Raw genomic sequence first — 23096 nt, forward strand, 5'->3', positions numbered from 1 at the left:
GAAAATCATTATGAAAAATCTGATTCTAACCACAATATTATGTTTATTCATCCTGCCCTTATACGCGCAGACTGAATCTGATAATGTGACTCAAAACCTGGACTGGCAGTTCAGCATCGGAATAGTACCACAATATGCCATCATAAGTGGTATGCGCCTCGACTTCGACCTTAAACTAAAGCAGACGCAATATCTTACGTTTGCACCTCAGATGTATTACAATGAAAATTACACCTTGTTTTATCCTGAAAGCACAGATATGAAGGGTGTCGGATTGAACGTTAATTACAGGTATATTTTTTCACAAAACAAAAAGCCGGAAGGACCATATGTTGGTGCCGGGTTGGTTTATAAATATTATACCTTAAAATACTGGGGCGATGAATGGGTAGATTATGTTGAACTCGGAAATACTTATTCAGAACAGGTTAATCATGAAATTAACCAACGGTTTAACCAATTTGGTTATGACCTGCTAATCGGTTATCAGGGCACGCTGGATCGCTTTTTCTTCGACATGTATCTCGGTTGGGGATTCCGCTTAAGTGATTTTGATAAAGACAAATCAGAAGATGATTTCTGGAGCGAAACAGTTTTTGATCCGGGGTATTCAGGCTTTCTTCCGACCATAGGTTTCAGGGTTGGACTATTCCTTAAATAGCATAAATAAAAAAGGAGGCTCAAGCCTCCTTTTTCTATATTATCCTAAATTACTGATCCGCTTTAGCGCCTCTTCATTTAATATCTTAACCTTTCTGCCATCCACTGAGATGACCTTCTCTGTTGCAAAATTTGAAAGTGTTCGGATGGCATTCGATGTTGTCATATTTGACAGGTTTGCCAGATCCTCACGTGAGAGATAAATATTAAGTGTAACCCCATCACTTTCCAGACCGTACGTTTCTCTTAGAAACAGAAGGGCTTCTGCCAATCTTCCCCGAATGTGCTTCTGGGTAAGTGACACTGTCAGGTTATTAGAAAAACCTAACTCTTTAGCTAAACTCCCAAGAAAGAATAAGGATAATTCTACATTATGATGTAAAACCTCCATCAGAATATCCTTGTGAATGGTAATGATTACTGACTCCTCAATACAGATACTGCTGGTTGTATACTCCTCACCCGCAAATAAGGCACGCTTTCCAAAAATTCCAGGCGCTTTCACCATACGAACAATCTGTCCGCGGCCACCAACGCCTTCCTTAAAAATTTTTACTTTCCCTTTTACCAAACAGAGTAAATAGTCAGGCTGCTCACCCTCCTTATAAATAATCTGATTTTTCTTAAAATGATGAACCTGATAGTTTTCACTGACGAAAACTTTCTGTTCTTCATTTAATAATTCCCATAGTTGCTTCACTAATGAAATTGAAGCTTCATGTAAAATGCTTCTCTCTGCCATTTTACTGCTTTACAACATTGTTATAAAACACAAAGGTATTAAAAATTATTAAATAAAAAAGCAGGTTCTAAAAAGAACCTGCTTTAGCCCCTAAAATAAAGATTATGAACCTAACGGATCACTATCTCGCGAACAAAAGTTCACGATATTTTGGTAAAGGCCACATCTCATTATCCACTATCAGTTCCAGCTTATCGATATGATAGCGGATCAAATCAAGATATGGTCTTACTTCCTTGTCATAAGCAAATGCTTTCTCCTTTTCACCTTCAATACTGTTACACTTTTTACGTGCATCAATCATATTTTTGACTTCAGCCTTTATGGTAGAAATATGTACTGATATTTCCTTAATCAATTCCATGCGCGATCCGGCGAGTGACGCAAATTCTCTGGCTTCAAAAATCTCTTTCAGACCTTTAACATTTTTAATCAGACTACTCTGATATGCAATTGCGGTTGGAACAATATGATTAGCAGCCAGATCACCAAGCACACGCGCTTCTATCTGTATCTTCTTGGTGTATTTTTCCATTTCAACATCAACACGGGCCTCCAGTTCTTTCTCGCCCATTATACCGCTTTCAACCATTACTTTTTTACTCTGATCAGACAAATATGTCATGAGCGACTCAGGTACACTGGTAATATTGGTAAGACCTCTTTTATGAGCCTCTTTTAACCATGCTTCAGAATAACCATCACCATTAAATTGAATTGGCTTCGACTCAAGGATCAGCTTTTTAATCATTTGAAGAATTGCTTCATCCTTTTTGATTCCCTTTGCAATAAGTTTATCAACATCTTTTTTGAACTCTTCAAGTTGAACGGCCACAGCAGCATTAAGTGCAGTCATTGCCGGAGCGCAGTTCGCAGATGAGCCTACCGCTCTGAATTCGAACCTGTTCCCTGTAAATGCAAACGGAGAGGTTCTGTTACGATCCGTATTATCCAGTAAGATTTCAGGAATTCTTCCAATGCCAAGCTTTAATGCTGTTTTTTCTTCGGGTGACATTTTTTTGTTGGTCACTTTTTCCTCAAGATCTTCCAGCATACCCGCAATTTGTGATCCGGTAAATACAGACAAAATAGCCGGAGGAGCTTCATTTGCTCCTAAACGATGACTGTTTGCCGCATTTAAAATAGATGCCCTCAACAAATCCTGATTTTTATAAACAGCTGCCATGGTGTTGACGAGAAATGTAAGAAACTGCGTATTGCTCTTTGGATTTTTACCCGGAGAGAACAGGTTAACCCCGGTATCTGTTGATAAAGACCAGTTATTATGTTTACCTGATCCATTAATTCCCTTAAACGGTTTTTCGTGGAACAGAACCTGAAACTTATGCCTACGCGCAACCTTTTTCATGATATCCATCAAAAGCTGGTTGTGATCATTTGCCAGGTTAGTTTCTTCAAATATTGGGGCAACCTCAAACTGATTTGGGGCAACCTCATTATGTCTTGTTTTAACAGGAATACCAAGTTGGTGCGCTTCAATTTCAAGTGCCATCATAAACTTGGCCACTCTTTCAGGAATTGACCCAAAGTAATGATCATCAAGCTGCTGGTCCTTGGATGATGAATGTCCCATCAATGTTCTTCCTGTAAGTACCAGGTCAGGCCTTGCATTATATAATGCTTCGTCAATCAGAAAGTACTCCTGCTCCCAGCCCAGGTTAGAGTTTACCCTTGTCACATTTTTGTCAAAATACTGGCATACATCTACTGCTGCCTTATCTACTTTAGCCAGAGCTTTTAACAGAGGAGTCTTATAGTCCAATGCTTCTCCTGTATAGGAAATAAAAATTGTAGGGATACACAATGTTGTACCAACAATAAAAGCAGGTGATGACACATCCCATGCAGTGTATCCTCGGGCTTCAAAAGTTTGACGGATCCCACCGGAAGGAAAAGAAGATGCATCAGGTTCCTGCTGAGCCAAAAGCTTTCCGCTGAAGTTTTCAATCATTTCGCCTCCATCTCCAAATTCAATGAAACCATCGTGTTTCTCAGCAGTACCATCCGTTAACGGCTGAAACCAGTGCGTATAGTGTGTGGCTCCCTTTTCAATGGCCCAGCCTTTCATGCCGGCAGCAACTGCATCTGCCATTTTCCGGTCAATTGATTCACCTTTATCAATAGCTGCTAAAACAGCCCTTAAAGCATCTTTTGGTAAATGTTTCCGCATCGATTCAAGATTGAAAACATACTCTCCATAGTAATCCGTAACTTTGTTGGATGGAAATTTTACATCCATAGGCTCCCTTCTGAACAACTCGTCCAAAGCCTGAAATCTTAAAACTGCCATAATGTTCTTTTAAGTCAATTAATAATCTATTTTTTAGGGACGAATTACACCCCATTTTTATGCAGTGTAATCCGGATGCAAAAATACAATATTTTACAATACACCCCTTTACAATTCATATCATTAATCAAATAATTTGCACTATTTTTAAATCTACCCCCTTCAAAAAAACAAGACCATACAGAAAAACATACGTAAAACTGGCTGTTATTAAATTTTTCATTCTTTCTATCTGGAGTGGTTTAAAGAGTGATCCTTATGAAAATGTGTAATTTTGTTTGAAGATTCCGATTATTGTGAATAATTTAAAGCACGATAACATAAATTTTAAAGGGTGGAAATTTGATATTTACTGAAACAACAACTACTTTTCTTCCAATTTAATTTTCCTATGGACAAAGAAAAAATCATACAAAGCATTACAGATTCAAAAGAATCGAAAGTCAAAATAGCCGTAGCAGATATCGATGGTGTATTACGCGGAAAATACATACATAAACATAAGTTCCTCGATTCTCTGGATAAAACAATTGGCCTTTGTGATGTTATTTTTGGATGGGACTCAGGTGATGTGTGTTATGACAACTCGGAAGTCACCGGATGGCATAGCGGTTATCCGGATGCAAAAGCCAAAATAGATATAACAACCTTTCGCCAAATTCCATGGGAAGGTTCTACCCCATTTTTCCTGGCAGATTTTAGCCAGTGTAAAAAATATGCTGAAAGTACCTGCCCCAGAAGTTTGCTGAAACGAGTAAACGAAGAATGTGAGTCTATGGGATTTAAAGCCATGTTTGCGCAGGAATTCGAATGGTTCAATTTTAAAGGTAAACCCGATGAAATGCCACAATCAGGATTTCAGCAACCAGAACCTGTTACACCCGGGATGTTTGGCTATTCGGTTCTGCGGACATCGCTGAATCAGGCATACTGTAACGACATATTTGAAATGATGGAAGCCTTTAATGTTCCTTTGGAAGGCATTCATACAGAAACAGGGCCAGGAGTTTATGAAGCAGCTATTTTATACGATGATGTCATATCTGCTGCAGATAAGGCCGTACTTTTCAAAAGTGGCGTCAGGGAAATAGCTTACCAGCATAATATGATGGCATCATTCATGGCAAAATGGAACATACACCTGCCGGGATCAGGTGGACATATACATCAGAGTTTATGGGACAAAAAGGGTGAAACAAACCTGTTTTTCGATGAGAAAGGATCAAACGGAATGAGCGACATTATGGAGCATTATATTGCCGGTCAGCTGACATGTTTGCCTGAAATACTTCCCATGTTTGCCCCAACCGTTAACAGTTATAAGCGGATCAGCCATGGCGACTGGGCACCTTCAACTGTTACCTGGGGAATAGATAACCGCACAACCGCTGTTCGGGTCATTCCCTTAAACAAAACAAATACACGTATTGAATCCCGCGTTCCGGGTGCCGATACGAATCCCTACCTGGCAATCGCAGCAGCTCTGGCATCGGGCTTATATGGGATTAAACACCAGTTAAAACTTAGTATTCCCCAATCAATTGGGAATGCATACCAGGATAAAAATCGTGAAGAACTACCTGATAGTCTTTTAAAAGCAACAGAAAAAATGGCCACTTCAAAAATAGCCAAAGGACTTTTCGGCGATGCCTTTGTAAATCATTTTACGAAAACACGGGAATGGGAATGGCGACAATTCATGAATCAGGTCACAGATTGGGAACTGAAACGTTATTTTGAGATTATTTAATAAAAATCAATGCAGAAGATAGATTATATACAAATTATAAAACATGCCTGGCGCGAATTCGATGACCGCCATGAAATCCGTGGCATTTATGATGTAAGCGCCTATGTTTCAACAAATCAGGTATATAAAATTTCGTTTTATAAACGCGAACCGGTTTTTGCTAAACTTTCGGATTACGGACGTTTTGAGGATTTCAGGGAAGATCATATTATCATTAACAATCTTGCCAACAATCTTGAACGACCCTATGAAAATTTTCTGGCCCAATCGCTGGTAAAAAAGAACGAACTGTTCATTTATCTTTTTCATCAGGAACATCACAGCGCATGGGTTGTATTCTACAATCCTATTCGAACTATGCATAAGCTTCCCCGCAGGCTGGACGAAAAACAGATCCGAAAGATGGGAAGGGAACTTGCCAGATTTCATCTGGCCTGCACTAACGTGTGTAACCAATTACCAAATCCTTCAAAAACCACTGTTACCGATATTCATAACCTTTTAAAAAGGATTAACAGGGACGAAATTAAGATGTGTGAGCATCACAAAGACATGGTAAAGAAGCATTGCGAATATTATCTGAACAATGCTGATAAGGTTAATTATACAACCGAATTCGAAACGATCCCCGTATTTGTTGACTGGAACATTGGAAATTTTTCCATTAGTGGCGATGGCAAGTTTTATTCACGCTGGGATTATGACTGGTTCAGAATGTCGTCTCGCGTGATGGATTTCTACTTTTTCAGCAGGGTTGTTTCTGAGGTGGGTGATCGCACAGTTTTTAGTTACCTGGTAGACACATTAATGGAAGATCGCTTTATAATCTTTCTGAAGGAATACCATAAAGTCTTTCCTTTAACTGAGCCGGAGGTAAGGTTCATAAAAGAAGTTTATCGGTTTTTTATTCTGAACTATGTTATTAAGGATGGTCCTTACTTTTTCAGAGAGATATATTCATCGAAATTAATCAATGAAGCATATCAAACTTATTTCCCCGCGATGGATGCCAATTATAAGGTAGAAAAAATTTTAAATGCATTAAAAATCTGATTCAAATGAGAACGAAGAGTTTCCGCAGTGTTGTAAAAAATTACAAGGCAGTATTTTTTGATGCTTTCGGGGTATTGAAAAACCATAAAGGTCTGATTCCCGAAATTGAAAGAACATTTGAATACCTTGAACACAAAGGAATTTATTACTATGTTTTAACCAACGACTCATCACGAAGTCCGGAAGAACTTGCAAACTGGTACCAGAATCACGGAATAAAACATATTACTACCGACAAGATCCTTTCGTCGGGAATGCTGGCTATGGAATTTTTCAAAACCAAACTAACAAACGGAAATTCGGTAGCATACCTGGGCACACCAGCCTCTGCGCATTACATTGAATCAGTAGGTTTAAAGACTGTACCTGTAAATGATGTTGATTTGGACAACCTGGATAAGATTGAATCATTTGCTTTTCTCGACGATGAAGGCTTTAACTGGAACGATGACATCAATAAAACCATAAACCTGCTGCGAAAGAAAAACATGACAGTAGTGGTTGCCAACACTGATATTAATTATCCGGTCAGCAGAAATGATATTTCTGTTGCCATTGGCGCACTTGCGGATATGGTAGAAAATATTATCGGTAAAAACTTTATTCGTTTTGGCAAGCCCGATGCCCAGATGTTTCTTTTGGCATATGAACGGGCACTGCAAGATATACAGGTTAAGAGAAAAGAAATCCTGATGGTGGGAGATACACTCTATACTGACATCATTGGCGGCAACAAATTCGGACTGGATACGGCTCTGGTTTTATCCGGGAATACACTTCCGGAAATGGCCAGCATAAGAATAAGCGGATCCGGAATTATTCCAACTTACATTTGTGAGTCTGCAGTTATAGATTATTAGAATCTGAGATATATGACAAAAACAAAAAGCTGCCTCAAAAGGCAGCTTTTTTACTTTTATATCGATTGATAAACTAAATTACATTCCTTTAACCGCTTTGCTGGTAGTTTTGATAATTACAGCAGCAATTTTGTATGGATCACCATTAGAAGCAGGACGACGATCTTCTAAACGACCTTTCCATCCGTTCTCAATTGTTCCAACCGGAATACGAATAGAAGCACCACGGTCAGAAACACCATAACTGAAATCAGTGATTGCAGCTGTTTCATGTTTACCTGTCAAACGTTGATCGTTGTGAGCACCATAAACACTAATATGTTCTGTAATGTTTTTACCAAATTCTTCACAAATTGCAGTAAATACATTTTTGTCACCACAAGATCTCATTAAACCGTTGGAGAAGTTAGCGTGCATACCTGATCCATTCCAGTCAAGATCTTTACCTAACGGTTTTGGATGCCAGTTTACAACAACACCATATTTTTCTGCAATTTTTTCCAGAAAATAACGTCCGAGCCAAATCTGATCCCCGGCACTATGTGCACCTTTTGCAAAAATCTGGAATTCCCACTGTCCGGCAGCAACTTCAGCGTTGATACCTTCAATATTCAAACCAGCTTCTAAACAAACATCAAAATGCTCTTCAACAATTTCGCGACCGAATGCATTCTGAGCACCAATACCGCAATAATATGGTCCCTGGGGCGCAGGATAACCATCAGCAGGGAATCCAAGAGGCTTATTGGTTTGCGGATCCATCAGGAAATACTCCTGCTCAAATCCAAACCAGAAATCTTCATCATCGTCATCAATGTGAGCACGACCATTAGACTCATGCGGAGTTCCATCAGCATTTAGCACCTCAGTCATCACAGCGTAAGTATTTTTACGTGTTGGGTCAGGGCAAATTGCCACTGGCTTAAGTAAAAGGTCAGATGAGCCACCAGTAGCCTGTTCTGTAGATGAACCATCGAAGGACCATACGGGGCAATCCTCCAATTTACCGCTAAAGTTTTCTTCTACTCTTGTTTTAGCCCTTAATGACTGAGTTGGCTTGTATCCGTCAAGCCAGATATACTCCAATTTTGTCTTCATAATCTTTTATTTTATGTCATTTTAATATCTGGATGCAAAAATAGATATTTTTTTGTAAATACATAAAATTTAAAATAGTTTATACAAATTTCAAGGTTCAAATTTAAAAAACAACCTATAATCCGCCATATACCCCATATTTTTTAAGCAGTTTTCATTCTTTAAATACAGTTTTCCCAAATTTTTCCAGCCATCCACCACAATGTTAAAAATTAAAATTATGCCTACATCCATGTCATTTTTTAAATTTTAGTGCATAAAAATTATCAATATGTCACAAAATAATGTCGTAATAAGCGTCTTAAAGATCAAAAATCTTACATTTATTCACCTCCGTCCAGTCTTTTCTGAAATAAATACAATCCCGCACATTTTCAAAACAACAAACAACAGCATAATTAACATAATGGAAACAATGATATATTTTAATCATAAATAATAGTTAATTTAATGTGCTTTTTTATTGTATTTGATAATATTTTTTGATAATTTTGAGCGAAACTTAATACTGACGAGCATGCATAAATTATACCTTATTATTATTCTCTCCCTAACAGGATTATTCAAAGTTTCCGGACAAATCAACTTTAGTGCATACATGTACAATGATCAGGAAACTGTAAAATTCATAAATCTAACGCAACACGAAAGTTCCGATCCATATATGCTGTTTTACTGGAAAATGGGTGATGGGAATGAAGGATTTGCAGGCAGTGAACTTATACATTTTTATGAGGCTGCAGGAATGTACAAGGTGACACTTATTGGCATAAAAAAAAGTGGCGTAAGAGATACATTTAGACAGGAGTTTAAGATCCCGGGTGATCTGGAATTTTTATCCGAAGAGACTGAAATTAAGAAACGGAGTATTGCACAGGACTTATCAAACCTGAAACAGATTGACCTGATAAAAGAAGAGAAAAACGAAACAGATCTCTGATGGTTAATGGCTAATCCATCTCTTCTTTCAAATCAATATCTTCCATATTTTTATCGTAGAATTTATACTGGAGAAATGCAAAAGATTCTATGGGCTTAACTTTAATCTTTGATGTATACTTTTTTCTCCAGTTTCTGAGGACAGAAAAGAATCCTTTTGTGATGTATGCATAAACATACGGATGAATTTCCAGCTGAAACTCTTTTACTTTGAGCGTATTTACAAGATAATCAATTTTACCTTCCAACTGGTCTACGAATAAGATAGATGGTCTTATTTCTCCTTTCCCAAAACAACTCGGACAGGTTTCGTCAGTTTCTTTATGCATCTCTGGTCTTACACGCTGTCGCGTTATCTGCAACAAACCAAATTTGCTTAAGGGCAAAATCTGATGCTTGGTACGATCCTGGGCCATGGCTGTTTTGATGCGCTCAAAAACTTTCTGCTTATGTTCAGAACCATGCATGTCAATAAAATCAACCACGATAATACCACCCATGTCTCTTAATCGCAACTGACGCGCGATCTCATCTGCCGCTGCAAGGTTTACCTCCAGGGCATTTGTTTCCTGATTCTGTCCACTTCTGGATCTGTTACCACTATTGACATCTATGACATGTAATGCTTCGGTATGCTCAATTATAAGATACGCACCGTTCTTAAAAGAAACCGTTTTCCCAAAAGAAGACTTGATTTGCTTGGTGACACTAAACTGATCAAAAATGGGAGCATCGCCCTTATAGAGCTTAACAATCTTTTCCTGTCCTGATGATATCAGGGAAACAAAATCCCTAACCTCATTATAGACTGCCTTGTCATTTATGTAAATATTGGAGAATTCAGGATTCAGAATATCCCTCAATATTGCGGATGTTCGTCCAACCTCTTCGTAGATACACTGTGGCGATTTAGCTTTGGTAAGTGCCTCCACCGTTTCTTCCCAACGTTTCACAAGCGTTTTCAGCTCTTTATCCAGATCAGCCACCTTTATACCCTCGGCTACTGTCCGTATAATAACACCAAAATTGTTGGGTTTAATGCTTTGAACCAGTTTTTTCAACCGGCTTTTCTCTTCAACCGAATTAATCTTCTGTGAGACCGATATCCGGTTCGAAAAGGGCATTAAAACCATGTATCTACCGGCAATTGATAATTCCGACGTAAGACGCGGCCCTTTGGTAGAGATAGGTTCTTTGGCAATCTGAACCACAATCTCCATTCCATTCTTCATCACGGAACCAATGGAACCGTTCTTGTCAATATCAGATTCATTTCTGAATTTCTGAAGTGACGGCCCTTTTCTAGAGCCCGACTGCAGTGAAATAAATTTTTTAAGTGAGCTGAACTGAGGTCCAAGATCGAGATAATGCAAAAACGCATCTTTTTCATAACCCACATCGACAAAAGCAGCATTCAAACCGGGCATGATCTTTTTAACCTTACCAAGGTGTATATCTCCCACCGAGAATTTTACGTCCCTCTGTTCGGTGCTGAGTTCAACCAGCCTTTTATCTTCTAATAATGCTATTGATATGTCTTTTGACGATACGTCAATTATGAGCTCACTGTTCACGTTTTAATTTTTCAGCCGTTTTAACAAATGGTTCGACTACTTAAAAAAAGAACAAACTCTATGCATAAAGTTTGTTCTTAAGATCTTTATCTCACATAAGAGAAATAACAGGAGTTATTTCTTCTTCTTATGTCTGTTTTTTCTAAGTCTTTTTTTACGCTTATGCGTAGACATCTTATGTCTTTTCCTCTTTTTCCCGCTAGGCATAGCTTATACTTTTAACTTGAAATAATTACTTTACTGTATCTTTAACCTGTGTAATGAAAGTCTTTGCAGGTTTGAAAGAAGGTACATAATGAGCAGGAATCTTAATCGTAACACCTTTTGAAATATTACGGGCAGTTTTCTCAGCTCTTTTCTTAACGATAAAGCTACCGAATCCCCTTAAATATACGTTATTTCCGTCAGCCAGGGAACCTTTTACAGTTTCCATAAAAGCCTCTACAGTTTTCAAAACTGTCATCTTCTCAATCCCTGTATTTTTTGAAATCTCGTTGACAATATCAGCTTTAGTCATCTTTAATAATTTTATTTAGTTATACTTACAGATTCCTGTTATTTTTGAGCATGCAAATATATATCTTTTATCCTACAGCACAAAAAGTAAATCCTTATTTTTTTACAAAAACAAAAAAATCAGCCATTTAGCCTACTTTCTTTGCTAAAAATATTTAAAATCACAGATAATATTATATAAAACGGAATAATTACCGTAAAACTCTTCAGTCCCCAAAACATAAGTGCAAAAAGACCGGCGATTAGCAAAAGAAACCGATACCAGTTTTCACTGAAGCGAAATGATTTAAATTTTAAAGCAAATAAATTAATTGGTAAAACCAGCATGATGGCAGAAAACAAAAAAACCACAGCCAGCAAGCCCTTCAAAAACATGCCATTATCTGCAAAAACGGCTCCCTGTGATTTAATAAATAAAATAAATGCAATAACAAATAATGTATTCGCCGGTGTTGGTAATCCTATAAAATGGGATTTCTGGTTCTTGTCTATATTGAATTTTGCCAGTCGTAAAGCAGAACCCACCGCGATTAACAACGGCAAACATATGACTGCCAAATCTATAAACCTCATAAGTGATACCTGGTCAATGTCGTGCAAACCAATTACACTGGCAGTAAAAACTGTTGCTGCAGCGGCAGGCACAACCCCAAAACTTACCATATCCGACAGGCTGTCGAGCTGAACGCCAAACTCAGAAGTTGCATGCAGTAATCTGGCTGCAAAGCCATCGGTAAAATCAAAAAATGCAGCCACCAATATTGCAATCATTGCACTTTTAAAATCGGTATTGAACACAAAAAACAATGCTGTAATACCTGACAGCAATGAAAACATGGTTAGTATGCTTGGAATACTTTTACGTAACATTTTCAGAATTTTGTGATTTGGCTTATGCCTCCTTTAACACGATCACCAACAGCAACATCCAGCGGTGTACCTACCGGTAGTATCAAATCCACCCTTGACCCGAACTTAATAAAGCCCATGTCCTTATTCTGCACCGCTATTTCACCTTCTTTGGCATAGGTAACAATGCGTCTTGCCATAGCACCTGCAATCTGACGAATCATAACCTCCCTGCCCGGTTCAAATTCCAGTACAATGGTGGCACGTTCATTCTCGGTGCTGGCCTTAGGTAAAAATGCCGCATAAAATCGGCCTGAATGATGCCTGTAATAACGCACGAGTCCGTTTATAGGCCACCTGTTAACATGCACACTTGAAATGGACATAAATATAGATACCTGTAACCGTTTATCCTTGAAATATTCAGGTTCAAAAACCTCTTCGATTACAACAACTCTTCCGTCAGCAGGCGAAATAAGCTTTTGTTCGTGGTGCACAAAATCCCGGTTTGGATTTCGAAAAAAAAGAGATACAAATATGAAGAATAGTATTGATGCCGTTGTGGTCAATGATTTAGCCACCTCATTGGATGAATAAATGGCAATGGCCAGATTGACCATTAATAGGATCAACAAAAACACCAGTAAAATAGTCCTTCCTTCTTTGTGAATCTTAATCATTCCTTCACTGAATTATTACCAATAACATTGAAACAGCCGGTAATGCAAAAATAAAACTATCCAGCCTGTCAAGTATTCCCCCGTGCCCCGGTATAATGTTACCAGAGTCTTTTATACCTGCTTCTCTTTTGAACCTTGACTCAACAAGGTCTCCTAAATTTGCTGCAATTATAGCAATTAAAATAAATATCTCAAACTCAACCAATTCAAATCCGTTTACCCAATTGAACCTGTGAACCAGAATCCCTGTAATAACTGACATTACAGCACCACCAATCAGCCCTTCCCATGATTTTTTAGGCGAAACGGAAGGCATTAGCTTATGCTTACCAAAAGATACCCCGAAAAGATATGCAAAAGAATCATTTACCCAAATGATAATAAACAACAAAAGCAGGTTGTTTGATGTAAATCCCCACTGGTTTCCAAACCATACCGGAATAAGCGCAAAGGGAATACCTACATAAATGATTGAAAATGTAAGCAGAGACTTATTCGGTTTCATATGAGGACGTGTAAATAAGAAAAGGGACAGCATGATTACAATGGTACCAGCTCCGCCAGCTAAAAAACTTACAATATCCGGATCATGACGCATTAAATGCATGGCCACAAAAAGCACAAGTGCCAACAATGAAGTTGATATAAACATTCCCCGAGAAAAAGTTTCATCAGACATTTTCTGAAACTCCCATATCCCAAGGATCATAAGCAAAGGAAAAACAATATAACCTACCTGATAGTACCGGGTGGCCAAATAGATAATCGCAACATATACGATACCGGAAAGTGTCCGGACCAATAAATTTTTCATTTGCTAAGCCTGTTTTGAATGGTTTGAAATCATTTCATTATCAGGCAACAAAAATACAATTAGTTTTTTTGGTCCGTGCGCTCCAAGCACTAAAGTTTTTTCAATATCTGCGGTTCTGCTGGGGCCTGTTATAAGTGAAATCATGGATGGCAGGGCTTCATATTTCATCTTTATTGCATCCAAACCATCTTTAATAAAAGGAACTAACTGACTGGAGTAAGCAACAACAAAAAGCACCGGAGGGAAAACGTGGTTTCTTCTGTTTCCACCACTTTTTGAAGAAACCAATACCGATCCGGTGGATGCAATCAATGCTTCACAAGGCACTATAAATGCATCATCATTATCTGCCGTTGATTTATATGATAATCCGGTTTGACTGGCTAAAGTTTCTGAACTACATGTAACGTCAGCTATTTCATCCTCACTTAAATGAGATTTAACTTTTTCAACCAGTTCTTTATAGGACGATAACTTATAAAAAAACCCACTGACTTTCTCAATCTGTTTTTTAAACTCTGCACTTAAATCTTCATCAACTGATACAAGCTCATTCTTATTCCAGTCCGGTTCCTCAACATCAAAAAGCTTTTTACCGGATGAAACCTGACGGATACGATTTAATATGCTGTCTTTGGAACTCATCAGGATTCAGCAGTTTTCTCCTTGCCTTCCTCCTTACTTTCTTCAAGTCCCGGTGTTTCTTTAACTTTACTGTCTGTTTCTTTTGGAGTCTTTTTTGCAGCAGAAGCCGTCTTCAATTTTTTTGTCTTAGAAGTGCTTTTACTTACACCATCAATTTCCTTTTTGGGTGAGGAATACTTTACCATTTCTTTTTTCCATGGACGCTCTCCAAATATCTCCACCATATCTTCAGTAAAGATTACTTCTTTCTCAAGCAACTTTTCTGCCAGTTTCTTGTGTCCTTCTTTATTTTTGGTCAAAATATCTTTTGCCCTCTGATATTGCTCGTCAACCAGCTTCTTAACTTCAACATCTATTGATTCAGCCGTTTTCTCACTATATGGTTTTGTAAAGCTGTATTCACCACCCATAGAATCATAGTAACTGATGTTACCTATAATATCACTCATTCCAAGATAAGAAACCATGCCGTAAGCCGATTTGGTAACACGTTCAAGGTCGTTAAGCGCTCCTGACGAAATCCGGCCAAATACAATATCCTCTGCAGCGCGTCCTCCCAAAGTAGAACACATTTCGTCAAGCAACTGCTCTTTGGTGGTTAACTGACGTTCCTCCGGCAGATACCAGGCAGCGCCTAAAGCTTTCCCACGTGGTACAATCGTTACCTTAACCAATGGATGTGCATATTCAAGCAACCAGCTAACTGTAGCATGACCTGCTTCATGATATGCAATGGCTTTCTTTTCATCCATTGTGATGATTTTGTTACGCTTTTCAAGACCACCTATGATTCGGTCAACGGCATCGAGAAAGTCCTGCCTTTGGATTACTTTTTTCTCCTTACGGGCTGCAATCAACGCGGCCTCGTTACACACATTGGCAATGTCGGCACCAGAAAAGCCAGGTGTCTGTTTAGCCATTAATTCTGAATCGACTGATTCATCAATTTTTAACGGACGTAAATGAACCTGAAATATTTCTTTACGTTCGTTCAGATCCGGTAATTCCACATGAATCTGGCGATCGAAACGCCCCGCCCGCATCAGTGCCTTATCCAGAATATCTGCCCTGTTGGTTGCTGCCAGAATGATAACACCACTATTGGTATCAAAACCATCCATCTCAGTCAATAACTGGTTCAGTGTATTTTCGCGTTCATCATTCGAACTCATATTTGGTGTTTTTCCCCTTGCACGACCGATGGCATCAATCTCATCGATAAATACGATACAAGGTGCCTTCTCTTTGGCCTGTTTGAATAAATCACGCACCCGTGATGCACCAACACCCACAAACATTTCCACAAAATCGGATCCGGAAAGAGAAAAGAAAGGTACGTTGGCTTCACCTGCCACCGCACGTGCGAGTAATGTTTTACCGGTTCCGGGAGGGCCTACCAGCAGGGCTCCTTTAGGGATCTTACCACCTAGTTCCGTATATTTTTGCGGACTTTTCAGGAACGAAACAATCTCTTCCACTTCCTGTTTGGCTTCAGCAAGCCCCGCGACATCATTAAAGTTAATCTTGATGTTTGATTCCCGGTCAAACAATTTAGCTTTTGATTTCCCTACACTAAAAATTCCCCCTGGTCCGCCACCAGCCTGTGACGACATACGCCGCATAATGTAAAACCACAGAACTATTAAGACAATGAAAGGCAGGAAACTCAGAAAACTTCCCCAGTATTCAGGCTGCTCTTCGTAACGTATATCTGTTAATTTATCATCTTTATTCTGTTCGTTGGCAGCATCCACATCGTTGGTAAGAATCTCTACACTCGGAATCTTTACTGTATAATGTGGTCCGGGCGTTTTATCATTGCCATCTTTGATATATTCGCTGATCTTTTCAGGCTTCAGATAAATCTCTGCTTTATCCTGATTCGTGATAACATCTATTCTTTTAATGGCATTATCTTTAAGAATGGTATTTTTAAATGTACCATAAGCCATTGAATTTGAATCGGAGCCATTCCCATATACACTTAATACAACAAGAAAAATGGCGATGAGACCATAGATCCAGTAAAGATTAAATTTAGGTTTCATCGGAGGCATCTTATCTCCGGGTTTTGGCCTCGACCCGCCAGCTGAAGGTCTTCGTTGTGAATTATTATTTTCTTCCATAATTAATAAATATCCTCTATCCATGTTATATCTGCATCTGCCCAAAGAGATTCAATTTTATAAAATTGGCGCGGCTCTCTTTGAAACACATGCACTATTAAGTTACCGTAATCTACCGCTATCCATTCTGAATTTTTAAATCCGTCCTTATTGATGGGCTTATCATCAATTTGCTTACGGACATAATCTATAACAGAATCTGCAACTGCGTTCACATGAGTTGTAGAATCACCTTCACAAATAACGAAATATGAACAAACAGAATTTTCCAGTTTAGTCATATCCACCACCGCAATTCGTTTTCCTTTTTTTTCCTGTATCCCTTCTACTACTTTTTGAACAAGCAAATCAGCCTCTGCCATATAAAATTTAGAATTTAACTCCTTTATTAACAAATTCCATGCAAAGATAGTTTTTATGACAAAAAATAGTGGTATTAAAATTCTTTAAAACCTATTTAGATTGGTAGTCGTATCAAATTAGCTTAATTTTGCAACCTGATTTTTTAAGAAAAGATGGGAATAATTGAACTTGAAAACATGGAGTTTTTCGCTTTTCACGGCTGTTTCAGGGAAGAGCAGGTGGTTGGAAACTCCTTTATGGTGAATGTAAGGATGGAAGGTGATTTCAGTGTTCCTGCTGAGAGTGACAATATTGCAGATGCCGTAAATTACCAGATCATTTTTAACCTGGTGAAAGAACAAATGTCTGTAACTTCACACTTGCTGGAACATGTGGCAAAACGAATTCTGGATGCGATTTATGCAAAATATCCTGATTTAGTCAAAGCTTCGGTCAAAGTATCCAAGGTAAATCCACCACTTGGTGGTCAGACACAACAGGTTAGCGTAACGCTCTCGCGTTAAAAAATTTCGAGAAGTTCCTCCAGATTTTTTATGGTCCAGGTGGCCAAACCATGATTTTCGGGTAGTTTATTGTAATCAAAATACACCTGATCCATGCCAAAAGATTTGGCACCTTCAATGTCAGCCTCAATATTATCCCCAATCATCACACTTTCTGACTTTCTGGCATTCACCGACTTCACCGCATATTCAAATATCACACGGGATGGTTTCTGCGCCTTCACTTCTTCCGATAGAACTACCTTTTTAAAGTATGGCGCCAACCCCGTTAAATCCATTTTCCGGTTTTGGACTTCAACAAAACCATTTGAAATAATGTACAAATTGTAGCTTTCATGAAGTTTTTTTACCACGTTCAGTGCATTGTCCACCAGAATATTTTTATCGGAACAGAACTGTAAAAAATCTTCTGCCAGTGAAGTTGTCAGATCCTCATCACGAACATTCTTTACAGCCAGTGTTTCCCTGAAGCGCCCGTATTTAACATCATCCTTCTTCAGTTTATTGACTTTATATTCGTTCCAGAGCCTGATATTAATCTCAGAGTATGCTGCAAAAAATTCATCGAAGTTACTGAACCATTTATTGAGTTGATGCTTGTCAAAACACTCTTTTAGCGACATTAATGCGCAGGCATCAAAATCGAATAATGTATTATCCAGATCAAAAAAAAGATGTTTGTATTTTTTAGTCAACTTCATGTTTTTTTGCTTTTCCTGCACCTTCAACGCAAATTACAATTTCACCTTTGGGCGGATTGTTCTCATAATATTCCCTGACCTCATCCAGCGTACCCCTTTTTACCTCTTCGTGAATTTTGCTGATCTCGCGGGACACCGAACATTTTCGGTCAGAACCGAACACATCTGCCATTTGCGATAATGCTTTTACAAGCCTGTGCGGCGATTCATAAAAGATCATTGTCCGGTCTTCTTCAGAAAGATTGGTCAGCATTTTCTGCCGTCCTTTTTTTTGTGGCAAAAAGCCTTCGAAGGTAAACCTGTCGTTTGGCAATCCTGATACCACCAATGCCGGAATAAAGGCGGTGGAACCAGGCAAACACTCAATATCCACATCCTGCGTTACACATTCCCTTACCAACAAATAACCGGGATCGCTGATGGCCGGCATCCCGGCATCTGTTATTAAAGCAACACACGATCCGGCCTTTATGTTTCCTGCTATTCTTTCTACTATTTGATGTTCATTAAATTTATGATGCGACTGCATCGGTGTCTGAATGTCATAATGTTTCAACAACTTTCCTGACACACGGGTATCTTCAGCAAGAATCAGATCCGACTCTTTCAGCACACGAACTGCCCTGAACGACATATCTTCAAGGTTTCCGATGGGTGTTGGAACAACATATAATTTTCCGGAAGACATAGTTTATTTGTAACGACGGTTTACCAGAGACACAAAACGTCCGGTTGTTTCATCTTCAAAATCCCAATCAAAATGCTGAACCATATACTCCAGGGCACTATCAAATGAATCCAGCGTATTCAAGTCGTCCAGACTTTTAAAGAAAAGATCCCTGTCGTTGTTAAACAATTCCTTCTGAAACATAAACCGGTCATTTATATTTATGACTCGTTTTAAATCTGCTATGGGCGAACCTTCCAGCCTGGCACTTATGGATCCTGAAATATCCTTTTTAATTCTGTCAATGACTTTTTCTCCGGCTTCGATTGTTTCTCCCAGAACTGTTACAGTCTTTTTCTTTGTGGTCACTACTTTACTTTCCCCTTCTTCTTCCGTTTCAACTTTTGAAACTTCTTCCTCCACTTCAATTATCGTTTCCGGTTCAGTTGCCACCGGTTCTTCTTCGCTTTCATTAATTATTCCGGATTGATCCTGAATTTCAGTCACCGTTTCTTCCACAGCTACAGGTTCTGTTTTTATTTCCGGTTCTTTTTCCTCCGGCTCCTCTTCTACCACGGGTTTCGGCTCAGGCTCTTCTTCAACTTCCTTAACTTCCAGCTTTGGTTTTTCTTCGATCACAATTTCAATATCCGGTTCAGCAGGTTCATGAATAGCGACACGCACCTCGCCCGGAAGAATATCAATATTATCTTTTAACTGCTCAGCTTTACTTTTGGCAAGTTTTATAATCGGCTCAGGAATGTCTCCATATCCTTCCATTCCCTCCAGCAAAAGCTGCAGCTCATTTATGTCTTTGTGAATGAGTTTTAATAAGGCACTTCTATCCATTTGAATATTTTTTCAGTCTCTTATAAATACGACCTAAAATTAAAATTATTTTTCCAAGCATAGTGTTTCTGGCTTTAAAATTATAATTTTGGTTGCTTTAAGCGATGTATAATGAATCTATTCTCGGAATCAGAAATAAACGATAAAACAGGTAATATTGAGGTGATCTGCGGATCAATGTTCTCAGGTAAAACCGAAGAACTGATGCGTAGGATCAAACGGGCTGAATTTGCAAAGCAAAGTGTGATTATATTTAAACCGTCCATCGACAAACGGTATTCCGAAACCAAAGTGGTGTCGCACGACATGAAAGCAGTTCCGTGTATCTCGCTTACCAAAGCGGAACACATACTGGAAGAAGGTGCAACAGTGGATGTGGTTTGTATCGATGAAGCCCAGTTTTTCGATTCAGAATTAATTGAAATTTGTCAGAAACTGGCTAACAGGGGCAAAAGAGTAATTGTTGCAGGTCTGGATATGGACTTTAAAGGCGAACCTTTCGGTTCGATTCCGGGTTTACTGGCTGTGGCTGATCACGTGACAAAGCTTCATGCTATTTGCGTAAAATGCGGATCACTGGCCCAGTTTTCCCATCGCTTAACATTATCAAAACAGAGAATAATGTTGGGAGAAAAGGAACTTTACGAGCCCTTATGCCGTAAATGTTTTGGAAAAGCACAGAAAGACAGTGAGTCTCAAAAATCATTGACATTTAACGAATAATATAACCATGCATCCGAACTACGAGAAACCTTTTACCTTCGACCGGGTGGTCAGGATAGTAATAGGTGCGATAGTTATTATCGCATTATATCTTTTGGTCAACCATATAAGAGGAGCGCTTATTCCATTTTTTGTAGCCTGGCTTATTGCCTACCTGATGAATCCTGTTGTTAACTTTATACAGAATAAGGTAAATGTCAAATCAAGATTACTGTCTGTTCTGATCACCTTACTTCTTATTATTGGTATCCTGACAGGGTTAATATACCTTTTGATTCAGCCGATTTCGGGAGAGGTGGAGCACACTATTGCATTGCTGAAAGATTATGCCGCCAGTAACCACGACTCCATACTGTTTCCTGACAACTGGGAAAAAAGTTTCAAAAAAATAATTGAGTTACCCGAAATACAGCAATACATTACCAATCAGGATTACGGGAAGTTACTGGAGCGGATAATGCCTTCAGCATGGAAAATATTTTCGGGCTCTGTAAATGCCGTATTATCCATCTTTGTAGTTTTCGTTATACTGCTTTACATCATTTTTATTCTTTTGGATTTCGATAAAATATCAACCGGCTGGATCAAACTGATTCCCGATAAATACAGGCATTTTATTGACAAGTTATCTGATGATCTGGAGGATGGAATGAACCGTTATTTCCGTGGCCAGTTTCTGATAGCAACCATCGTAGGTGTGCTGTTCAGCATCGGGTTCTCAATTATTGACCTGCCGCTGGCAATAGTGTTCGGTATTTTTGTAGGGCTGCTGAACCTGATTCCTTACCTGCAAATCATCAGTATTGTGCCTGCAACCTTACTGGTGTTACTCAAATCGCTTGAAACAGGGCAACCTGTTTGGATCGTTGCACTTGCGGTTCTGATTGTTTATGCTGTCGTCCAGTCGTTTCAGGATGGATTTCTGGTTCCTAAAATTATGGGGAAACGTATGGGGCTGAATCCGGCCATCATCCTATTGTCGCTATCCATTTGGGGTGCATTACTGGGCATTGTAGGAATGATAATTGCATTACCTTTCACTACATTATTGATATCGTATTATAAAAGATTTATTCTTTATGAAGACGAACAGGGACACTCGATAGATACAGTTCCTGAAAAAACAAAACCTGATAAAGACTCTTAAATGACCTTTTTAATAAGGTAGTCAGAAAGTTTTCAATTAATTTTATGCTTGGAGTGTTAAAATTGAACCTAAATATTTGGTTTATTTAGATTCTGTTTTATACATTTGTCCACCCAATTTCAGGAGAGATGGGTGAGTGGCTGAAACCACCGGTTTGCTAAACCGGCGTACGGGTAATACTGTACCGGGGGTTCGAATCCCCCTCTCTCCGCTGAAATATATTACAACTCATTTCAAAGTCCGATAAGCTGCTGTTTATCGGACTTTTGTTTTTGTCCTGTATTTTCTATTTCTACATTCCGGTTTACAAGGCTTTATTTATTCATTTGCCTACTCTGCAAGTTCCAAATATTCTAATATAATTCTCCCCCAATTTTGCCCAATGCTTATTTAAAGTATGGCGTTGATACTTTTACATATCACTTTTTCGGTGTAAACAGTTTATGTCTGATTTATGATTTCAGAGCACCAACTTTCGGAATAAATTATTACTTTTAAATTTGAAACTTAAAATGCCTGGTTAACAAGGATGAATTTTATTGAATAGATTCAGAATTCGAAAACGTATTCTGAAAGTTACTTTATACCTCGCCGTACGATGTGGCTGAGATGGCGAAGCATTGAAAAAGCAGAAATTTAGAACTGTTTTTCAAGCAAAAACCCAGGGAGCCGGGGAATCCGCCGGATAATGTTAAGATTTGATTATCTTTATTTAATAAAACTGATAAAACTTCAGCTTTATCGCCCGTATTGGATGGATAAGCTGAATAAATATCAGTATATATACTAGTTGTATTTAATACCGGGATTAGTTGTTTGATTATTTTAAACTGGCTTCCACCCTCTTTCGGCTGAAGCGGAGAACGTTCTTTTTAAAATTGGATCATCGTTTGATTTTAACCAGGTGTCGGGTGGAATCTCAGTCTACACAACTTTGAAGATTCGTAGTTTGACGCAATATCGTTTGGGGCTGACGCAATATCGTAGAGTTTTTGATTTACATTATCCGGCTATGGGCGGCTGAATCTCATTTGATTTGCCGAAGTGTTTAATTTGCGAAACCGTTCAATTAAAGAACTCCGGTGAGAGAAAAAAGAAGGTACTAAATACAACACGCGGTCATACTGCATGGCAGTACTTTTAAATAAAACATTTCAACGTTCGCAGCTGTCACTTTTGTCCTGACAGTTCCTTTCCCGTCGGAAAGAAACTGCCACGACAGCATACCGCGGGAACGTTGTAAATAATGCCGTGATTAGTTGTTTGATTATTTTAAAACTGGCTTCCACCCTCTTTCGGCTGAAGCAGGGAACGTTCTTTTTAAAACTGGATCATCGTTTGATTTAAACCAGGTGTCGGGTGGAATCTCAGTCTACAAAACTTTGAAGATTCATATTTTGACGCAATATCGTTTTGGGTTGATGCAATATCGTAGAGTTTTTGATTTAAATTATCCGGCCATGGGTGGCTGAATCTCATTTGATTTGCCGGAGTGTTTAATTTGTGGAGCATCAATTTAAAGAGCA

At 38.7% G+C, this 23096-nt stretch carries 23 protein-coding genes and 1 tRNA gene; 9 read left to right on the forward strand and 15 right to left on the reverse strand.

The features are described from left to right. Positions 1-10: 10 nt before the first annotated feature. On the forward strand, positions 11-661 hold the full coding sequence (locus tag ACE01N_RS11285; protein ID WP_380588645.1) for a hypothetical protein: 651 nt from the start codon (positions 11-13) through the stop codon (positions 659-661). Positions 662-700: 39 nt separating this feature from the next. Here the strand turns inward: ACE01N_RS11285 and ACE01N_RS11290 are convergent, their stop codons facing one another. Beyond that, positions 701-1402: a Crp/Fnr family transcriptional regulator gene (locus ACE01N_RS11290; RefSeq protein ID WP_380588648.1), complete on the reverse strand. Its 702-nt coding sequence runs from the start codon at positions 1400-1402 to the stop codon at positions 701-703. 121 nt (positions 1403-1523) lie between these two features. Continuing rightward, positions 1524-3713 carry a glutamine synthetase III family protein gene (locus ACE01N_RS11295; protein ID WP_380588651.1) on the reverse strand — a complete coding sequence of 730 codons (2190 nt, stop codon included), beginning with the start codon at positions 3711-3713 and terminating at the stop codon, positions 1524-1526. Between the two features lie 391 nt (positions 3714-4104). Here ACE01N_RS11295 and ACE01N_RS11300 point away from each other — a divergent pair, with 391 nt between their 5' ends. The 3 genes from ACE01N_RS11300 to ACE01N_RS11310 are packed head-to-tail and all read left to right on the forward strand — an operon-like array spanning position 4105 to position 7376. After that, complete coding sequence (locus ACE01N_RS11300; RefSeq protein ID WP_380588654.1) at positions 4105-5463, forward strand: glutamine synthetase family protein; 1359 nt, start codon at positions 4105-4107, stop codon at positions 5461-5463. A 9-nt stretch (positions 5464-5472) separates the two neighbouring features. Then, positions 5473-6516 (forward strand): hypothetical protein, encoded by a 1044-nt coding sequence (locus ACE01N_RS11305; protein ID WP_375730131.1) that lies wholly within the window; start codon positions 5473-5475, stop codon positions 6514-6516. Positions 6517-6521: 5 nt separating this feature from the next. Further along, a complete protein-coding gene (locus ACE01N_RS11310; RefSeq protein WP_375730132.1) occupies positions 6522-7376 on the forward strand; it encodes an HAD-IIA family hydrolase in 855 nt (284 codons plus the stop codon). A gap of 78 nt (positions 7377-7454) precedes the next feature. On the opposite strand, the gene ACE01N_RS11315 is transcribed toward ACE01N_RS11310, so the two are convergent. Further along, positions 7455-8474 carry a glutamine synthetase beta-grasp domain-containing protein gene (locus ACE01N_RS11315; protein WP_380588659.1) on the reverse strand — a complete coding sequence of 340 codons (1020 nt, stop codon included), beginning with the start codon at positions 8472-8474 and terminating at the stop codon, positions 7455-7457. Positions 8475-8991: 517 nt separating this feature from the next. On the opposite strand from ACE01N_RS11315, the gene ACE01N_RS11320 reads away from it, so the two are divergent. Beyond that, complete coding sequence (locus ACE01N_RS11320; RefSeq protein ID WP_380588662.1) at positions 8992-9414, forward strand: PKD domain-containing protein; 423 nt, start codon at positions 8992-8994, stop codon at positions 9412-9414. Between the two features lie 10 nt (positions 9415-9424). On the opposite strand, the gene ACE01N_RS11325 is transcribed toward ACE01N_RS11320, so the two are convergent. The 8 genes from ACE01N_RS11325 to rsfS form a co-directional block, all read right to left on the reverse strand. After that, complete coding sequence (locus tag ACE01N_RS11325) at positions 9425-10987, reverse strand: Rne/Rng family ribonuclease (protein ID WP_380588665.1); 1563 nt, start codon at positions 10985-10987, stop codon at positions 9425-9427. A gap of 232 nt (positions 10988-11219) precedes the next feature. Continuing rightward, positions 11220-11504, reverse strand: a complete 285-nt coding sequence (locus ACE01N_RS11330; RefSeq protein ID WP_375719651.1) for an HU family DNA-binding protein — start codon at positions 11502-11504, stop codon at positions 11220-11222. A gap of 119 nt (positions 11505-11623) precedes the next feature. After that, a complete protein-coding gene (locus ACE01N_RS11335) occupies positions 11624-12373 on the reverse strand; it encodes a CDP-alcohol phosphatidyltransferase family protein (protein WP_375730136.1) in 750 nt (249 codons plus the stop codon). A 2-nt stretch (positions 12374-12375) separates the two neighbouring features. Beyond that, positions 12376-13032 carry a phosphatidylserine decarboxylase family protein gene (locus ACE01N_RS11340; protein WP_375730137.1) on the reverse strand — a complete coding sequence of 219 codons (657 nt, stop codon included), beginning with the start codon at positions 13030-13032 and terminating at the stop codon, positions 12376-12378. 4 nt (positions 13033-13036) lie between these two features. Next, the gene (locus tag ACE01N_RS11345; protein WP_380588670.1) at positions 13037-13846 is read right to left on the reverse strand and encodes a phosphatidate cytidylyltransferase; all 810 of its coding nucleotides are present in this window, start codon (positions 13844-13846) and stop codon (positions 13037-13039) included. A gap of 3 nt (positions 13847-13849) precedes the next feature. Continuing rightward, entirely contained in the window at positions 13850-14491 is a 642-nt protein-coding gene (locus ACE01N_RS11350) for a LutC/YkgG family protein (protein ID WP_380588673.1), read from the reverse strand. Beyond that, positions 14491-16641, reverse strand: a complete 2151-nt coding sequence (gene ftsH / locus ACE01N_RS11355; protein ID WP_380588676.1) for an ATP-dependent zinc metalloprotease FtsH — start codon at positions 16639-16641, stop codon at positions 14491-14493. The genes ACE01N_RS11350 and ftsH overlap by 1 nt, the downstream gene beginning before the upstream one ends. Continuing rightward, the gene (rsfS, locus tag ACE01N_RS11360; RefSeq protein WP_375730141.1) at positions 16620-16979 is read right to left on the reverse strand and encodes a ribosome silencing factor; all 360 of its coding nucleotides are present in this window, start codon (positions 16977-16979) and stop codon (positions 16620-16622) included. Before rsfS ends, ftsH begins: the two co-directional genes overlap by 22 nt. Positions 16980-17132: 153 nt before the next feature. Here rsfS and folB point away from each other — a divergent pair, with 153 nt between their 5' ends. Further along, positions 17133-17483, forward strand: coding sequence for a dihydroneopterin aldolase (gene folB, locus ACE01N_RS11365; protein ID WP_375730142.1), 351 nt, complete (start codon positions 17133-17135; stop codon positions 17481-17483). Here folB and ACE01N_RS11370 read toward each other — a convergent pair. The 3 genes from ACE01N_RS11370 to ACE01N_RS11380 are packed head-to-tail and all read right to left on the reverse strand — an operon-like array spanning position 17480 to position 19700. Next, positions 17480-18184: a YjjG family noncanonical pyrimidine nucleotidase gene (locus ACE01N_RS11370; RefSeq protein ID WP_380588681.1), complete on the reverse strand. Its 705-nt coding sequence runs from the start codon at positions 18182-18184 to the stop codon at positions 17480-17482. The two genes, folB and ACE01N_RS11370, sit on opposite strands and share 4 nt — an antisense overlap. Continuing rightward, a complete protein-coding gene (rsmI, locus tag ACE01N_RS11375; protein WP_380588684.1) occupies positions 18171-18872 on the reverse strand; it encodes a 16S rRNA (cytidine(1402)-2'-O)-methyltransferase in 702 nt (233 codons plus the stop codon). Before rsmI ends, ACE01N_RS11370 begins: the two co-directional genes overlap by 14 nt. Before the next feature lie 3 nt (positions 18873-18875). After that, positions 18876-19700 carry a hypothetical protein gene (locus tag ACE01N_RS11380; RefSeq protein WP_380588687.1) on the reverse strand — a complete coding sequence of 275 codons (825 nt, stop codon included), beginning with the start codon at positions 19698-19700 and terminating at the stop codon, positions 18876-18878. A gap of 111 nt (positions 19701-19811) precedes the next feature. Between ACE01N_RS11380 and ACE01N_RS11385 the strand changes: the two genes are divergently transcribed. From ACE01N_RS11385 to ACE01N_RS11395, 3 genes are all read left to right on the forward strand, one after another. After that, positions 19812-20423 (forward strand): thymidine kinase, encoded by a 612-nt coding sequence (locus tag ACE01N_RS11385; RefSeq protein ID WP_375730146.1) that lies wholly within the window; start codon positions 19812-19814, stop codon positions 20421-20423. Between the two features lie 7 nt (positions 20424-20430). Then, positions 20431-21570, forward strand: coding sequence for an AI-2E family transporter (locus tag ACE01N_RS11390; RefSeq protein WP_375730147.1), 1140 nt, complete (start codon positions 20431-20433; stop codon positions 21568-21570). A gap of 122 nt (positions 21571-21692) precedes the next feature. Continuing rightward, positions 21693-21781 (forward strand) — tRNA-Ser (locus tag ACE01N_RS11395). 1109 nt (positions 21782-22890) lie between these two features. Here the strand turns inward: ACE01N_RS11395 and ACE01N_RS11400 are convergent. Beyond that, the coding region (locus tag ACE01N_RS11400) for a hypothetical protein (protein ID WP_380588692.1) at positions 22891-23096 on the reverse strand (206 nt) is incomplete at its 5' end.

Origin of the sequence: Quyinboa ferrireducens (genome assembly GCF_042436675.1) — a bacterium.
Lineage (GTDB): Bacteria > Bacteroidota > Bacteroidia > Bacteroidales > UBA5342 > JBHJHP01.

Coding starts and splice junctions, on each gene's coding strand:
- ACE01N_RS11330 (WP_375719651.1), bottom strand. CDS start 11,504: ATGACTAAAGCTGATATTGTCAACGAGATTTCAAAAAATACAGGGATT.
- ftsH (WP_380588676.1), bottom strand. CDS start 16,641: ATGGATAGAGGATATTTATTAATTATGGAAGAAAATAATAATTCACAA.
- ACE01N_RS11335 (WP_375730136.1), bottom strand. CDS start 12,373: ATGTTACGTAAAAGTATTCCAAGCATACTAACCATGTTTTCATTGCTG.
- rsmI (WP_380588684.1), bottom strand. CDS start 18,872: ATGTCTTCCGGAAAATTATATGTTGTTCCAACACCCATCGGAAACCTT.
- ACE01N_RS11305 (WP_375730131.1), top strand. CDS start 5,473: ATGCAGAAGATAGATTATATACAAATTATAAAACATGCCTGGCGCGAA.
- ACE01N_RS11285 (WP_380588645.1), top strand. CDS start 11: ATGAAAAATCTGATTCTAACCACAATATTATGTTTATTCATCCTGCCC.
- ACE01N_RS11345 (WP_380588670.1), bottom strand. CDS start 13,846: ATGAAAAATTTATTGGTCCGGACACTTTCCGGTATCGTATATGTTGCG.
- ACE01N_RS11385 (WP_375730146.1), top strand. CDS start 19,812: ATGAATCTATTCTCGGAATCAGAAATAAACGATAAAACAGGTAATATT.
- ACE01N_RS11290 (WP_380588648.1), bottom strand. CDS start 1,402: ATGGCAGAGAGAAGCATTTTACATGAAGCTTCAATTTCATTAGTGAAG.
- ACE01N_RS11370 (WP_380588681.1), bottom strand. CDS start 18,184: ATGAAGTTGACTAAAAAATACAAACATCTTTTTTTTGATCTGGATAAT.
- ACE01N_RS11320 (WP_380588662.1), top strand. CDS start 8,992: ATGCATAAATTATACCTTATTATTATTCTCTCCCTAACAGGATTATTC.
- ACE01N_RS11380 (WP_380588687.1), bottom strand. CDS start 19,700: ATGGATAGAAGTGCCTTATTAAAACTCATTCACAAAGACATAAATGAG.
- folB (WP_375730142.1), top strand. CDS start 17,133: ATGGGAATAATTGAACTTGAAAACATGGAGTTTTTCGCTTTTCACGGC.
- ACE01N_RS11350 (WP_380588673.1), bottom strand. CDS start 14,491: ATGAGTTCCAAAGACAGCATATTAAATCGTATCCGTCAGGTTTCATCC.
- ACE01N_RS11295 (WP_380588651.1), bottom strand. CDS start 3,713: ATGGCAGTTTTAAGATTTCAGGCTTTGGACGAGTTGTTCAGAAGGGAG.
- ACE01N_RS11315 (WP_380588659.1), bottom strand. CDS start 8,474: ATGAAGACAAAATTGGAGTATATCTGGCTTGACGGATACAAGCCAACT.
- ACE01N_RS11340 (WP_375730137.1), bottom strand. CDS start 13,032: ATGATTAAGATTCACAAAGAAGGAAGGACTATTTTACTGGTGTTTTTG.
- ACE01N_RS11310 (WP_375730132.1), top strand. CDS start 6,522: ATGAGAACGAAGAGTTTCCGCAGTGTTGTAAAAAATTACAAGGCAGTA.
- ACE01N_RS11390 (WP_375730147.1), top strand. CDS start 20,431: ATGCATCCGAACTACGAGAAACCTTTTACCTTCGACCGGGTGGTCAGG.
- ACE01N_RS11300 (WP_380588654.1), top strand. CDS start 4,105: ATGGACAAAGAAAAAATCATACAAAGCATTACAGATTCAAAAGAATCG.
- rsfS (WP_375730141.1), bottom strand. CDS start 16,979: ATGGCAGAGGCTGATTTGCTTGTTCAAAAAGTAGTAGAAGGGATACAG.